The sequence below is a fragment of the Halomonas sp. LMYGS-3 genome, assembly GCF_059509875.1.
Window position 1 is genome coordinate 238362 of record NZ_JCAKFQ010000001.1, and the last position, 14087, is coordinate 252448.

The following is a 14087-nucleotide window of genomic DNA, read 5'->3' on the forward strand; positions in this document are numbered from 1 at the left end:
ACCGATGACACTGCAAGGCACTTCCCTGATCGGCCAAGCCGCCGTCACCGGCACCCAGGCCGAGATCCGTGCCATCAATCCCGCGACGGGAGAGCCCCTGCCCCCCGTCTATCGCGGCCTCGGTGAGGCCGAGGTCGCCCAGGCCTGCCAGCTCGCCGAGGAAGCTTATGCCACCTACCGCGAGACCTCGCTGGAGGTGCGCGCCGCTTTCCTCGAGGCCATCGCCGCCGAGATCGAGGCGCTCGGCGATGACCTGATCGAGCGCGCCATGGCCGAGACCGGCCTGCCCCGGGCGCGCCTGGAGGGCGAGCGCGGCCGCACCTGCGGCCAACTGCGCCTGTTCGCCAGCGTGGTGCGCGCCGGCGAGTGGCTCGACGTGCGCCTCGACCCGGCGCTGCCCGAGCGTCAGCCGCTGCCGCGGGTCGACCTGCGCCAGCGCCACGTGGCCCTGGGGCCCGTCGCCGTGTTCGGCGCCTCGAACTTCCCGCTGGCCTTCAGCGTGGCCGGCGGTGATAGCGCCTCGGCGCTGGCCGCCGGCTGCCCGGTGGTGGTCAAGGCCCACTCCGCCCACCCCGGTACCTCCGAGCTGGTGGGCCGCGCCGTGCAGGCCGCGGTGGCCGACTGCGGCCTGGCCGAGGGCGTCTTCTCGGTGCTGTTCGGCTCGGGCAACGAGATCGGCCAGGCGCTGGTCGCCGACCCGCGCATCCAGGCGGTGGGCTTCACCGGCTCGCGGCGCGGCGGCACCGCGCTGATGCAGACGGCGCAGGCCCGTCCCCAGCCGATCCCGGTGTACGCCGAGATGAGCTCCATCAACCCGGTATTTCTGCTGCCGGAAGCCTTGGCAACGCGAGGTGCCGACATCGCCGAGGGCTTCGTCGCCTCGCTCACCCTGGGCGCCGGGCAGTTCTGCACCAACCCGGGCCTGGTGATCGGCGTCAAGGGCGCGACGCTGGACGCCTTCCTCAAAGCCGCCGGCGAGGCGGTCCAGGGCAGTGCCGCCCAGACCATGCTCACCCCGGGCATCCACGCCGCCTATCAGGACGGCGTCGGCGCCCTGGCGGCCAACGCCCACGTCAGGGAGATCGCCCGTGGCCCGGCCGGCGACGGCCCGCACACCTGCCAGGCGGCGCTGTTCGCCGCCGCGGCCAGCGACTTCCTGCGGGATGAGGCGCTGCAGGCCGAAGTGTTCGGCGCCAGCGCCCTGGTGGTCGAATGCGCCGACCTCGACCAGGTCAAGGCCGTGGCCGAGCACCTGGAGGGCCAGCTCACCGCCACCCTGCAGCTCGACGACGGCGACCTCGAGGCCGCGCGCACCCTGCTCCCGGTGCTCGAGCGCCAGGCGGGGCGGGTGCTGGCCAACGGCTGGCCCACCGGCGTCGAGGTGTGCCACGCCATGGTCCATGGCGGGCCCTTCCCGGCCACCTCGGACGCGCGCAGCACCTCGGTGGGCAGCGCCGCCATCCAGCGCTTCCTGCGCCCGGTGTGCTACCAGGCCCTGCCCGCGGGCCTGTTGCCCGAGGCGCTGCGGGACGGCAACCCGCTGGGGGTGACCCGGCTGGTGGACGGCAAGCGCGAGCCCTGAGGCATTGTCGCCCGGTTGAGACAAGCAAGCAGTACCCTTCGGCGGCCCGCGTGGCCGCCATTTTTGTCATAATGGCCGCACACTTCTGCCGGAAATCGCGCCATGCCTGACTCTCGAGACCGCCGAGCCGCCCCGTCCCGCGCCATCCCGCGTCCCGAGCGTCGTTACCGCGCACCGAAGACGGCGATGGGCGAGGTCGCCTACCTGGAGGTGATCACGGTCAACGACACCGGCGCTTTTCTCGACTGGGGGCAGCCGAAGGACCTGCTGCTGCCCTACGGCGAGCAGCGCTTTCGTCCCACGCCCGGCAAGCGGGTGCTGGTGAGGATCTACGAGGATCAGCAGGGGCGCCCGGTGGCCTCGCAGAAGCTCGATCGCTTCCTCGAGGACGGGGCCACGGGCCTGGCGCCGGGCGACGAGGTCACGCTGGTGATCGCCGACCAGACCGACCTCGGTTACAAGGCGGTGGTGAACCACCGCTTCTGGGGGCTGCTCTACCGTGACGACGTGACCCGCCCGCTGCGCCGCGGGCAGCGCGTTACCGGTTATATCAAACGCCTGCGCGACGATGGCCGGCTCGACCTGTCGCTGCTGCCCCCGGGGGCGGCGCGTCTCGACGTGGTGGGGGAGCGGGTGCTCGAGGCGCTGCGTGTGAGCGGCGGCTACCTGCCGCTCTCCGACAAGAGTCCGGCGGCCGAGGTCAAGGGCCGGCTGGGAGTGAGCAAGAACGCCTTCAAGCAGGCGATCGGGCGGCTCTACAAGCGGCGGCTGATCGCCATCGAGGCGGGCGGTATCCGGCTGGTGCCTGGCGGGGGAGCGGGCACGGAGCCGGCCGGGAAGTGAGCGCCTTGGTGTTGCCGGTGGCCCTGCGGCATACTGGCTCCATTCGATTCCTCCCATGTGGAAGCCTCAGCTTTTATGAACAAGCCGACGCGTGAACGCGCCCTCAAGGTGGGTGTGGTGATGGATACCATCGCCGACATCGCCTACAAGAAGGACACCACCATGGCCATGCTGTGGGCGGCCCGGGACCGTGGCTGGTTGCTTTACTACCTGGAGCAGGAGGATCTCTTCCTGCGTGACGGTCGCGCCTTCGGCCGGCTGCGCGACCTCGAGGTGTACCGCGACCCGACCCACTGGTTCGATCTGGGGCAGCCCGAGGCGCGGCCGCTGGCGGAGCTCGACGTGATCCTGATGCGCAAGGATCCGCCGGTGGACGCCCATTTCCTCAATGCCGTGCATCTGCTGGGCTTCGCCGAGCGCGAGGGCGTGCTGGTGGTCAATCCCACCCGGGCGCTGCTCGAGTGCAACGAGAAGCTGTTCGCCCAGCAGTTCCCGCAGTGCTGCACGCCGACCCTGGTCTCCTGCAGCGAGCCGGTGCTGCGCGCCTTCCACGCCGAGCACCGGGACGTGATCTTCAAGCCGCTGGACGGCATGGGTGGCAGCGGGATCTTCCACGTGCAGCCGGAGGGCCGCAACCTCGGCGCCATCATCGAGACCCTCACCGAGCGCGGCCGGCGCCAGATCATGGCCCAGCGCTACATTCCCGAGATCAGCGACGGCGACACCCGTATCCTGCTGGTCGACGGCGAGCCGGTGCCCTTCGGCCTCGCCCGGCTGCCCATGGCCGGCGAGACCCGCGGCAACCTGGCCGCCGGCGGCACCGGCATCAGCCGCGAGCTCACCGCGCGCGACCACTGGCTGGTCGAGCAGGTGCAGCCGATGATCCGCGAGAAGGGGCTGATGTTCGTCGGCCTCGACGTGATCGGCGACTACATCACCGAGATCAACGTGACGAGCCCCACCTGCGTGCGTGAGATCGACGACCAGCGTGGCACCGACATCGCCGGCCTGCTGTTGGACGCCATCGAGCGCCGCCTGGGGTAAGCCATGTCGGTTCCTGTCAGCGACCCCATCCAGTACGCTCCGGTCACCCGGCCGCATCGCCGCTGGCTGGCCTGGTCGCTGGCGCTGCTGCTGCACCTGGCGGTGATCGGCATCGTGGCGAGCTGGCAGTTCGCGCCGGCCCCGAGTGAGCGCAGAAGCCTCGATGTGGTGCTGGTGACCCGCTCCACGGAGAAGCCCGTCGATGCCGAGGCGATCGCCGAGGCCGACCAACAGGCGCGGGGCGAGCAGCAGGAGGAGGCGCCCGCGGAGTCCCGTGCCGCACCCATGGATGACCTGCCGGTACTCCAGGAGACGGAGAGTGCGGTGGACCCGGCCACGCCTGCCGAGCCCGAGGTGTCGGCTCGGATCGAACCCGAGGCGGTGCCCGACGCGGCCGCGCCGCCGACAGCCGAGGCACCGAGCGAGGCCGAGACCCCGCCCGAGCCGCGCGAAAGCGCTCCCCGGGCGGCGGAGGCGCCGGCGGTGCCCTCCGCGGCGGCCCCCTCGGCCTCCGGTCGCGACCTGCTGGCCCAGGCCACCACCAGCATCCGCGAGCAGGGCTTCGCTCCCGAGACGAGAGGGCCCGAGGGCGATGCCAGCCAGCAGGCCGCGCGGCGTGCCGCCGAGGCCCGCTACATCGACGACTGGACCCGCCGGGTCGAGGACTACGGCAACCGGGTGCACCCGGCGCCGCGCCACCTGCATGGCCAGTTGCGTATCCGGGTGGTGATCGGCCGTGATGGTCAGCTACTTCAGGCAGAGGTGGTACAATCCTCGGGACACGCCGAACTCGACCGGGCGGCACTGGAGACCGTGCACGGCGCGGCGCCCTACCGGCCCTTCGATGGGGGCATGGGTGAGCTCGACAGCCTGTCCATCACCCGCGTCTGGCGGTTCGGCCAAGGCAATCATTACGGCGTGCGTTAGGACCGCCGGGGAGTCCCATGCAAAGCTTGAAGAATCACTTCCTGATGGCGATGCCGCACCTGGAAGATCCCAACTTCGCGGGCAGCCTCAGTTATCTCTGCGACCATGACGACAACGGCACCATGGGCGTGATCGTCAACCGGCCGCTGGAGTTGACCCTGGACGCCCTGTTCGAGCAGCTGGAGCTGGGTGGCGAGGCGAGCCCGCATCGCAATGCCCCGGTCTACTACGGTGGCCCGGTGCACAAGGATCGGGGCTTCATCCTGCACCGCGGCACGAGCGATGCCTGGGATTCCAGCATCCAGGTGGCCGAGGAGATCGCCCTGACCACCTCCATGGACATGCTCCAGGCGCTGGCGGCCGGCGAGGGGCCGGAGCAGTTCCTCGTCTGTCTCGGCTGCGCCGGATGGGAGTCCGGCCAGCTCGAGGCCGAGCTGATGGACAACGCCTGGCTCACCGTGGAGGGGCGTGCCGACATCCTCTTCGAGGTGCCGCCGGAGCAGCGCCTCTCCGCCGCCGCCGGCATCCTCGGCATCGACCTGAACCTGATGACTCGCGAAGCCGGGCACTCGTGATGGCCAGGGAGTGAGCAAGATGACCGGCCAACGGCTGATCCTGGCCTTCGATTTCGGCACCCGGCGTATCGGCGTGGCGGTGGGCAACGAACTGCTCGCCAGCGCCCGGCCGCTCGACCCGCTGCCGGCCCGCGACGGTATTCCCGACTGGGAGGTGGTCACGCGGCTGGTGGACGAGTGGCGGCCCGGTCTCTTCGTGGTGGGACTGCCGCTGGAAGTGGACGGCAGCGAGGCGGAGATGTGCATCCGCGCCCGCAAGTTCGGCAAGCGCCTGTTCGGCCGCTACGGTATCCCCTGCGAGATGGTCGATGAGCGCGGCTCGACCCGCGAGGCCAAGACCATCGCCCGGGCGGCGGGCCATCGCGGCAACTATCGCGACGAGGGCGTCGATGGCATCAGCGCGGTGCTGATCCTCGAGAGCTGGTTCGCCCGCGGTGAAGGCCTGCCGTCGCGTTGAGGCCAGCGGCGTCCGAGCCTAGGTCGGGCTGGCGCCATTGCTGGAGTACTTGTCGGCGAAGTCGCGCACCGAGATACAGGTGAACTTCTCGATGAAGAACGCCAGGGTCGCCGGGCAGCGGAAGCGCTCCTCGAACCTTTCCACTTCCGCGTCGTACTGGCGTACGACGCTGGCGCGGTATTCGTTGCCGGCCTTCTGCACCCTGACGGTCGCCTGGCGGTCCTCGTCCTGCTTCTCCACCGTCAGCTCGCGCTGTGCCTCCAGCAGCTCGCCCAGCAGCTTGCCGCCTTCGAGCTCCTCGGGCGAGGCCCAGAGCGCCTGGTCCCGGTTGCCGTACTGGAACAGCATGACCACCAGCAGCAGCGAGAAGATGGCGCTGGTCAATAGCCAGGTGATCTCGACGCCGGACGGCGACGCGGCGAAGACCAGAAACAGCTGCACGACCGCCGCGACGCCCAGCAGGCAGGCGAAGGGGCGCCACATGCGCGGGTTCATGAACCCCTTCTGCAGGATATAGCCCCATAGCCCGATCACCCCCAGGGCGCCCAGGACGAGGAGCGGCAGGGCCAGCAGGGTGCCGCCGCCGGCGAGCAGGGCGATCACTCCGATCAGGATCAGCAGGCTATAGAAAGCCGCCAGCAGAACATAGGCGCGATGCAGGGTCATGGGGGTAGTGCCTCCCTTCATTGTCGGTCGCCGGGGTCGGCAACACGTCTTGTTGTCAGCGGGGTCGGCGGCCCTGTCGTGGGCCGCCTGCTCAGCTTCGCATATTCCTCGGCGCACATCAGCATAGGCGATGGACGACACCCCCAGCGTGATTACAGGGAGGGATCGTCAACGCCCAGCCTGTCGGGCACGAACCAGCGTACCGGACGCCGGTCCTTGTCGATCAGCTCGTCCACCTTCAGCAGGCTGGCGAAGATCGCCATGCGTACCGGGATGCCGTTGTCGGTCTGGCGGAAGATCGCCAGGCGTGGATCCCCGTTGAGGTCCACGTCCAGGTCGTTGGCGTCGGGGCGACTGTCCCGGGGCAGGGGATGCATGACGATGGTCGAGCGACTGCAGTGCTCGTCGAGGAAGGCCTTGTGCACGGTGAAGTCCCGGGACAGGTTGAAGCCCTCGCTCATCTCGGCGGTGAAGCGCTCCTTCTGGATCCGCGTGGTGTAGACCACGTCCACGTCGGAGAAATCGCCGCCGAGACTCTCGCGGATCTCCACGTCGAGGCCTTGTTTGCCGACCCGCTCGATCAGGTGCTGGGGCATCTCCAGGCCGGGCGGTGCCACCAGGGTGATGCGCATCGGCGCATAGAGCGACAGCAGCTTGATCAGCGAGTGCACGGTGCGGCCGTACTTGAGATCGCCGGTCATCAGCACATGGGCACCCTCGAGCGACTTGCCCTGGCGGGCGAACTCCTTGTCGATGGTGTAGAAGTCCAGCAGGGCCTGGCTGGGGTGCTCCCCGGGGCCGTCGCCGGCGTTGATCACCGGTACCTTGGTGGCGCTGGCGAATTCCGCCACCGAGCCCTGGTCGGGATGGCGCATGACGATGGCGTCGCAATAGCCACTCATCACCCGACTGGTGTCATAGAGCGATTCGCCCTTGGCCATGGAGGAGAAGGTGAAGCCGGTGGTGTCGCAGACGCTGCCCCCGAGCCGACAGAAGGCCGCATGGAAGCTGACCCGGGTTCGGGTACTGGCCTCGAAGAAGAGGTTGCCGAGCACCGCGCCCTCCAGCACCCGGGTGACCTGGCGGCGTTGTGCGATGGGCTCCATGCGCGCGGCGAGGCGCATCAGGTGGTCGACGTGGTCGCGGGACAGGGAATCGATGGAGAGCAGGTGGGGGCTCATCACGGGCCTCGGCTGGCAGCGGGAACTGGGCGCTAGTGTAACTCCCCGGGACGCTCGCTTCACGGCCTACCCGTGGCCAGGCCGGTCGCGACAATGGGGTGCCGTCATTTGGTTTCATGTGAAACAAATTTGACGCGGGTCAAGGCGGCATCCCTCCCGGTGGACGACACTCTGGTCAAATCACCATCAAGGGAGATCGACTCATGGCCCGCACCGACATTACCCAAAGCCGCACGTCCTGGTGGGAGCGCTTTGGTGAGCACTGCTACCGGGTGTCGACCCCCCAGCTGGTAAGGGACATGCAGAACGAAGCGTCCCTGACGTTCGGGGAGTTGATCGACGACCTCGAAGCGCCGCTGGATGCCACTTTCGAGCGTGAAGTGGCCCGGCAGATGAACCAGGGCGCCTACCTTGCCTTCGTGCCAGCCGAGACGTTGATGCCGGTGATGATGCAGCGCTTCGGCCTCGAGGCCTCGCGCGTTGCCGAGGAGAGCGACTACAGGGCAATGCGCCGGACCTGCAACGCCTGCCCGGTGGCCGGCCACTGCTGGCGCGCCATGCGCCGCGATGCCGGCGTCGAGGAGTGTCGAGGCTTCTGCCCCAACGCCGAGGCGTTCGACCGGGCGGCCGTGGCCTGAGCCGCCAGGACCTCGAGCCCTGGCTTGCGCGAGCCGAAGCGGTGTCGATGACGCCGCTCGTTCAGCGGATCACCACCCGCGTGCCGACATCGAGCCAGCGTTCCAGCATCAGGATTTCCGTGTTGGTGACGGCGATGCAGCCCTCGGTCCAGTCGCGCAGCTGGTGGAGGTTGGCGGGACGATGGCCGAGACCGTGGATACCGATGTGGCCGCCCAGCGGGGTGTGGGCCGGGGTGCGACCGTTGCGGCGCCGGTAGCTGCGGTAATCGTGGTAGTCCCGATCGCTGAGGATACCGCTCTGCCAGGCCTCGTGGGCGATTTCCGGGGTCGGGTAATCGATCCCGAAGAACAGCCGGAAGCGACTCTGGCGGTTGATCCTGTCGATGCGAAAGTCACCGATGGGCGTCTGGCTGCTGCCTTGCAGGCGGATGCGGTTGGCCCCGGCCGTGCCGAACGCCAGGTAAGGAATCGTCAGCATGCGTTGCTCGCCCCGGAGCACCGCCAGCTCGCGCCGCGTCAGGTCGATGCTCACCCAGACCTCGTCGGGGGCCACCGCGGGGAGTTCGATGGCGGCCAGCTCGGACCATAGCGAGACCGATCTCTCGGTCGTCGTAGTCACGTTCGCGACCCAAGGGGCATGGCTAGGCAGGCCGGCCTGCGTGCTCGTCGCGATCAGCAGAAGGGCGGCGGCCAGCACCACCCGCAGGGACTTGGGCATGAGTGACCCCCGAGGCTTGTCATCGACTCGCCTCGATTGTCACGGATTCCCGAGTGTCGCCATCGCGACGGTTGCGCAATTTTTAACCGCCAATTCCTCGCTTTGGTGCCGCGCCCTGACCGACCCCCGGCAGGCGGCCGGTCGGCGCCGACCGCCGCTCCCGCCAGCCCGGGAGACGATCAGTGACCCAGGGCCTCGAGCACCGCCGCCCGGGAAGCCCGCTCGCGTTCGGCGTAGAGGGCCAGTTCGTCGGTGACGCTGCCGATCGCGCGCCCTGCCTCGGTCAACCGGTAGTCGAAGAAGGCCAGCCCTTCGCGACGCAGCACCTCATCGTTATCGGGGAAGTCCTTGAAGGCTTCGGCCAGTACGCGCTGATGCCCGGTATTGTCCAGGCCGGAGGAACGACGGCGCGCCTCGCCGAGCAGGTCGTCGTAGAGGGCCCGGCCCCTGGCGGTCAGCGCCATGCCGCGCTGCTCGATCTCGCCGAAGCGTGCGGTGTGGGTGCCCTGCCGCTCGCCGGCGAAGCGGATCCCCTCCTCCAGGGCCCTGAAGCTGGTCTGGCGCAGCAGGATCGGGCAGGCACGGCGGGGTGGGCCCTCGATCACCGCCTTGGGGGTCATGCCGGCCGCCGCCATGCGCCGCTGCACCTCGTCGATGTCCAGGGTGCGTGGGGTCAGGTGGTTGATATGCGGGCCGCGGAAGCAGACCACGTCGGCGATCAGGCGGTGCTCGGCGTGCAGCGCCTCGTAGGTCGCCAGGTCCACCGTGGCGTCGCGGTGCCAGCGGAAGGTCTCCAGGGCCTCGGCCACGAAACGTTCCGCCTGCGCCTCGGTGAGCCCCCCCCTGGGCTTCATGGCGTGCGATCGAGTCGCGACAGCCGTCGGTGAAGATGTCGCGCCGGGTCAGAATGGCCTCGGCGCGTTGCCGCAGCGCCTCGCTCTCGATCAGCTCGAGGCGCAGCAGCGAGGTGAAGATACGGAAGGGGTTGCGTGCCAGGGCCCCGTCGCCGACGGGGCGGAAGGCGGTGGAATGCACCGGTACGCCGGCCCGGGAGAGGTCGTAGTAGCCCACCGGCTGCATGCCCATGACGGCGAACAGGCGGCGCAGCATGGCCAGCTCGCCGGCGGTGCCCACCCGGATGGCGCCGTGACGCTCGACGCCGAGGCGCTCCAGCTCGCCCTGGGCGGCGAGGCGCCTGGCCAGCGCCGGATCGCGTTCCAGGGTCTCGCGGTTCACCCGGTCGACCAGCTCGAGCAGCGTCGTGTACTGGGGGACCTCGGCCTGGTACATGGCCGACATGGCCCGGGAGAAGCGGTCACGGATCTCGTCGGAGGAGAGATAGCGGGGCTTGGTCATCGAATCGGTTCTCGCTAGTGTCGAGTGAATGAGGCTGGGTCGGATTCATCCAGGGGCGTCTGCCCTCGGGCCGGGCGCTCAGGAACGCAGCGTCCCCAGGGCCCGTTCGAGCCTGACGAACCCTTCCCGCATCACCTCGGGTTCCGCGGTCAGCGGCGGCAACAGGCGCAGCACATTGCGACGGCGGCCGCTGGGCATGAGCAGCACGCCCGCTTCCCGGCCGGCGGTCAGCAGCGCCGCCAGGTGCTCGCCGCCGCCGGCCTCGGGGGTGTCGTCGAAGACGATGCCGCGCATGGCACCGACGCCGGTCAGCTCCCCGAGCATCGGGAAGCGGCCGCTGGCATGCCAGGCGCGGTGGGCCTCGAGGATCAGCGTCTCTTGCTGCTCACCCCACCGGCGCAGGTTGGTCTCGCTCATCAGCGCCATGACGGCCCTGGCCGCCGCACAGGCCACGGCGTTGCCCGAATAGGTGCCGCCCAAGCCCCCCTTGGGCAGGGCATCCATGAGTTCGGCCCTGCCGGCCACCGCCGCCAGCGGCAGCCCCGCCGCCATGCTCTTGCCCATCAGCAGCAGGTCGGGCTCGACGCCGAGGTGGGAGAAGGCGAAACGGCGGCCCGTGCGGCCGAAACCGGACTGGATCTCGTCGAAGATCAGCACGATGCCGTGCTCATCGCACAGCGACCGGAGGCGTGCCGCGAAGTCGGCGCAGAGCAGCCGGAAGCCGCCCTCGCCCTGGACCGGCTCGACGACGATGCAGGCCACTTCGTCGGCGGGGATCTCGACCTCGAAGAGCCGCTCCAGGGCCGCCATGGCCCGGTCGGCGTCGACGTCGCTATCGCGGCTCGGGAAAGGCAGGTGGTGGACCGGTCCCGGCAGGGCGGCGAGCCGGTTCTTGTAGGGCTTGACCTTGCCGTTGAGGTTGAGCGCGGCGAGCGTACGGCCATGGAAGCCGTCGTCGAAGGCGATCGCCGCCTGACGGCCCGTGGCGGCACGCGCCACCTTGAGGGCGTTCTCGGTCGCCTCGGCCCCGCTGTTGGTCAGCATGCAGGAGAGCGGATAGGAGACCGGTACGAAGGCATCCAGGGCCTTGGCCACCTCGAGGTAGCCACGATGCGGCAAGGCGTTGAAGGCGGAGTGCATCAGCGTCTCGAGCTGGCCCCTGACGGCTTCGACCACGACCGGGTGGCCATGGCCCAGATTGAGCACGCCGATGCCGCCGATGAAGTCGACGTAATGCCTGCCCTGTTCGTCCCAGACCTCGGCGTTGCGCCCCCGCTCGATGCAGATGGGGTGAACGATACCCAGCGAGCCGCTGACGTGCGGAAGCTCCATGTCGCGTACCTGTCACTCGTCGTTCGAGAATGTGCGAGCATCAGAACAGAGCCGGGCGCGCCCCTTCAAACGAAAAAAACCGGGCTATACATTCCAAAAAGTATTGGACCGGCCGGCAGGTCCGCAGGGCGGGACGAGAGGGGGCGGGCAACAGGGCCGGGATCGCGGCATCGCAGGAAGGCGCGTCAAGCGCGGTGCTCGAGGATCCACTCGATGAACCCCTTCACCTTGGCCTGCTCGGCCTTGTACTCGGGGTAGGCCAGGTAGTAGGCATCGCGACTGGTCAGCGAGAACGCCCAGGGAATGATCAGCTGGCCCGCCGCCAGCTCCTCCTCGGCGAGGAAGCGTGGCACCAGCGCCACGCCGCAGCCCGCCCGGGCGGCGCGCAGCGTCATGGAGTAGGTGTCGAAGCGTGGGCCGTGATAGCTGTGCTCGGTGTAGAGGTCCTGGGCCTCGAACCAGTCGTGCCAGGCCTCCGGGCGTGTCGCGCTCTGCAGCAGCACCAGTGCGGTCAGCGCAAGGGGGTCCTGGATGCCGCCCTCCGGCACCACCGTGGGCGCACAGACCGCCACCACTTCCTCGTCGAGCAGCTTGATGCACTCGGCCCCGGGCCAGGCGCCGTGGCCGAAGAAGAAGGCCACGTCGACGCGCTCCTCCTCGAGGTCGAAGGGCTCGACGCGGTTGCTGATGTTCAGGTAGACGTTGGGGTGGCGGAAGCGGAAGCCATTGAGCCGGGGGATCAGCCAGCGAGCACCGAAGGTCGGCAGGGTGGTGACGTTGAGCACCTCGCTCTGGCCGCCGTAGGAGCGCATGTAGCGGGTGGACATCTCGACCTGGGCGAGGATCTTGCGCACCTCGGTCAGGTACAGCGACCCCTCCGGCGTGACCTGGAGGCGCTTGCGGACCCGTCGGAACAGTGGGTGCTCGAGCACCGACTCGAGCTGGGCCACCTGCTTGCTGACCGCGCTCTGGGTCAGGTTCAGTTCGTCGGCGGCGCGCGTGAAACTGAGATGGCGGGCCGAGGCCTCGAAGCACTGCATGGCGCTCAGGGTCGGCAGGTGGCGGCGGTTCACGTCTGGCCTCGATTCAAGAAAAAATAGAATGACCTCCGTATAAATCATCGTTTGAGGCAGGTCAATCCCGACGGCAATACTGCCCGTGATCTTCATGTTCAAAACAAGTAGCAGGAGGAGGAAGAATGATCGATGACGTCATGAGGCGCCTCGGTGTGCCCGAGGCCCTGTACCGCCAGGGCGACTTCCCCGTCACCTCTCCCACCGATGGCGCCGAGATCGGCCGCATCGCGCTCGAGGGCGCGGATGCGGTCGAGTCCCGTATCGCCCGCGCCCGGCAGGCCTTCGAACAGTGGAGCCGGGTGCCGGCGCCCCGCCGCGGCGAGCTGGTCCGCCTGTTCGGCGAGCAGCTGCGTCGCCACAAGGAAGACCTCGGTACCCTGGTGACCCTGGAGTGCGGCAAGATCCTCCAGGAAGGCCTCGGCGAGGTGCAGGAGATGATCGACATCTGCGACCTGGCGGTCGGTCAGTCGCGTCAGCTCTACGGCTTGACCATTGCCTCCGAGCGCCCGGGCCACCATATGCGTGAGACCTGGCATCCGCTGGGGCCGGTCGGCCTGATCACCGCCTTCAACTTCCCGGTCGCCCCCTGGGCCTGGAACGCCGCCCTGGCCCTGGTGTGCGGCGACAGCCTGCTGTGGAAGCCCTCCGAGAAGACCCCGCTCAGCGCGCTGGCCTGCCAGGCCCTGCTCGAGCGCGCCATGGCCGAGTTCGGCGACGAGGCCCCGGCGGACCTCAGCCAGGTCATCCTCGGCGACCGCGAGGCCGGTGAGCGCCTGGCCGACGACCCCCGCGTACCGCTGATCAGCGCCACCGGCAGCACCCGCATGGGGCGTGACGTGGCGCCGCGCGTCGCCGCCCGCTTCGGTCGCAGCATCCTCGAGCTCGGCGGCAACAACGCCATGATCCTGGCGCCCAGCGCCGATCTGGACATGGCGGTGCGTGCCATCCTGTTCTCGGCGGTGGGTACCGCCGGCCAGCGCTGCACCACCCTGCGCCGCCTGATCGTCCATGAGTCCATTCGCGACGAGGTACTCGAGCGGGTGAAGACGGCCTACACGGGCATCAGCATCGGCGACCCCATGGCGGGGCACCTCGTCGGTCCGCTGATCGACGCCCAGGCCTATGACCAGATGCAGTCCGCCCTGGATCGGGCCCGCCAGCAGGGTGCCCGGGTGTTCGGCGGCGAACGCCGGCTGGCCGAGACCTACCCCAACGGCTACTACGTCGCCCCGGCCATCGTCGAGGTCGAACGCCAGGACGAGCTGGTCAGGAACGAGACCTTCGCCCCGATTCTCTACGTCATGAGCTACCGCGACCTGGACGAGGCGCTGGCGCTGAACAACGACGTGCCCCAGGGCCTGTCGTCGTGCATCTTCACCACCGACGTGCGCGAGGCCGAGACCTTCGTCTCCGACCAGGGCAGCGACTGCGGGATCGCCAACGTCAACATCGGGCCGAGCGGTGCCGAGATCGGTGGCGCCTTCGGCGGCGAGAAGGAGACCGGCGGCGGCCGCGAGTCCGGCTCGGACGTCTGGAAGAGCTACATGCGCCGTCAGACCAACACCGTGAACTACTCCCGCGAGCTGCCCCTGGCGCAGGGTATCCGCTTCGACTGACCCCGGCGGCGTCCACCCGGCCTCGGCACGGCGGCTCGCCGAGGCCTTCACACTCGGTCCCAGCACGGGAGGCACC

13 protein-coding genes and 1 pseudogene are annotated in these 14087 nt (G+C 69.2%); 8 read left to right on the forward strand and 6 right to left on the reverse strand.

Annotation, left to right across the window (positions count from 1 at the left end; genetic code table 11):
• The first annotated feature begins 4 nt into the window (after positions 1-4).
• From AC5W54_RS01145 to ruvX, 6 genes are all read left to right on the forward strand, one after another.
• The gene (locus tag AC5W54_RS01145; protein WP_495960230.1) at positions 5-1582 is read left to right on the forward strand and encodes an aldehyde dehydrogenase (NADP(+)); all 1578 of its coding nucleotides are present in this window, start codon (positions 5-7) and stop codon (positions 1580-1582) included.
• A 102-nt stretch (positions 1583-1684) separates the two neighbouring features.
• Positions 1685-2425, forward strand: a complete 741-nt coding sequence (locus tag AC5W54_RS01150) for a CvfB family protein (RefSeq protein WP_495960231.1) — start codon at positions 1685-1687, stop codon at positions 2423-2425.
• Between the two features lie 75 nt (positions 2426-2500).
• A complete protein-coding gene (gene gshB, locus AC5W54_RS01155; protein ID WP_495960232.1) occupies positions 2501-3469 on the forward strand; it encodes a glutathione synthase in 969 nt (322 codons plus the stop codon).
• A gap of 3 nt (positions 3470-3472) precedes the next feature.
• Entirely contained in the window at positions 3473-4396 is a 924-nt protein-coding gene (locus AC5W54_RS01160) for an energy transducer TonB (protein ID WP_495960233.1), read from the forward strand.
• Between the two features lie 17 nt (positions 4397-4413).
• On the forward strand, positions 4414-4971 hold the full coding sequence (locus tag AC5W54_RS01165) for a YqgE/AlgH family protein (RefSeq protein ID WP_495960234.1): 558 nt from the start codon (positions 4414-4416) through the stop codon (positions 4969-4971).
• Positions 4972-4990: 19 nt separating this feature from the next.
• Positions 4991-5428, forward strand: coding sequence for a Holliday junction resolvase RuvX (gene ruvX, locus AC5W54_RS01170; protein ID WP_495960235.1), 438 nt, complete (start codon positions 4991-4993; stop codon positions 5426-5428).
• An 18-nt stretch (positions 5429-5446) separates the two neighbouring features.
• Here the strand turns inward: ruvX and AC5W54_RS01175 are convergent, their stop codons facing one another.
• Positions 5447-6094, reverse strand: a complete 648-nt coding sequence (locus tag AC5W54_RS01175; RefSeq protein ID WP_495960236.1) for a hypothetical protein — start codon at positions 6092-6094, stop codon at positions 5447-5449.
• 152 nt (positions 6095-6246) lie between these two features.
• Positions 6247-7275 carry an aspartate carbamoyltransferase gene (pyrB, locus tag AC5W54_RS01180; protein WP_495960237.1) on the reverse strand — a complete coding sequence of 343 codons (1029 nt, stop codon included), beginning with the start codon at positions 7273-7275 and terminating at the stop codon, positions 6247-6249.
• 203 nt (positions 7276-7478) lie between these two features.
• On the opposite strand from pyrB, the gene AC5W54_RS01185 reads away from it, so the two are divergent.
• Positions 7479-7913 carry a hypothetical protein gene (locus AC5W54_RS01185; protein WP_495960238.1) on the forward strand — a complete coding sequence of 145 codons (435 nt, stop codon included), beginning with the start codon at positions 7479-7481 and terminating at the stop codon, positions 7911-7913.
• Positions 7914-7974: 61 nt separating this feature from the next.
• Here AC5W54_RS01185 and AC5W54_RS01190 read toward each other — a convergent pair whose 3' ends face one another.
• From AC5W54_RS01190 to AC5W54_RS01205, 4 genes and pseudogenes are all read right to left on the reverse strand, one after another.
• Complete coding sequence (locus tag AC5W54_RS01190) at positions 7975-8631, reverse strand: L,D-transpeptidase family protein (protein ID WP_495960239.1); 657 nt, start codon at positions 8629-8631, stop codon at positions 7975-7977.
• A gap of 179 nt (positions 8632-8810) precedes the next feature.
• Positions 8811-9987, reverse strand: a pseudogene (hglS, locus tag AC5W54_RS01195) (2-oxoadipate dioxygenase/decarboxylase HglS).
• 78 nt (positions 9988-10065) lie between these two features.
• On the reverse strand, positions 10066-11319 hold the full coding sequence (locus AC5W54_RS01200; RefSeq protein ID WP_495960240.1) for a 2-aminoadipate transaminase: 1254 nt from the start codon (positions 11317-11319) through the stop codon (positions 10066-10068).
• A 185-nt stretch (positions 11320-11504) separates the two neighbouring features.
• Positions 11505-12392, reverse strand: a complete 888-nt coding sequence (locus tag AC5W54_RS01205) for a LysR family transcriptional regulator (protein ID WP_495960241.1) — start codon at positions 12390-12392, stop codon at positions 11505-11507.
• Between the two features lie 125 nt (positions 12393-12517).
• Here AC5W54_RS01205 and amaB point away from each other — a divergent pair, with 125 nt between their 5' ends.
• Positions 12518-14011: an L-piperidine-6-carboxylate dehydrogenase gene (gene amaB / locus AC5W54_RS01210; protein WP_495960242.1), complete on the forward strand. Its 1494-nt coding sequence runs from the start codon at positions 12518-12520 to the stop codon at positions 14009-14011.
• Positions 14012-14087: the final 76 nt, after the last annotated feature.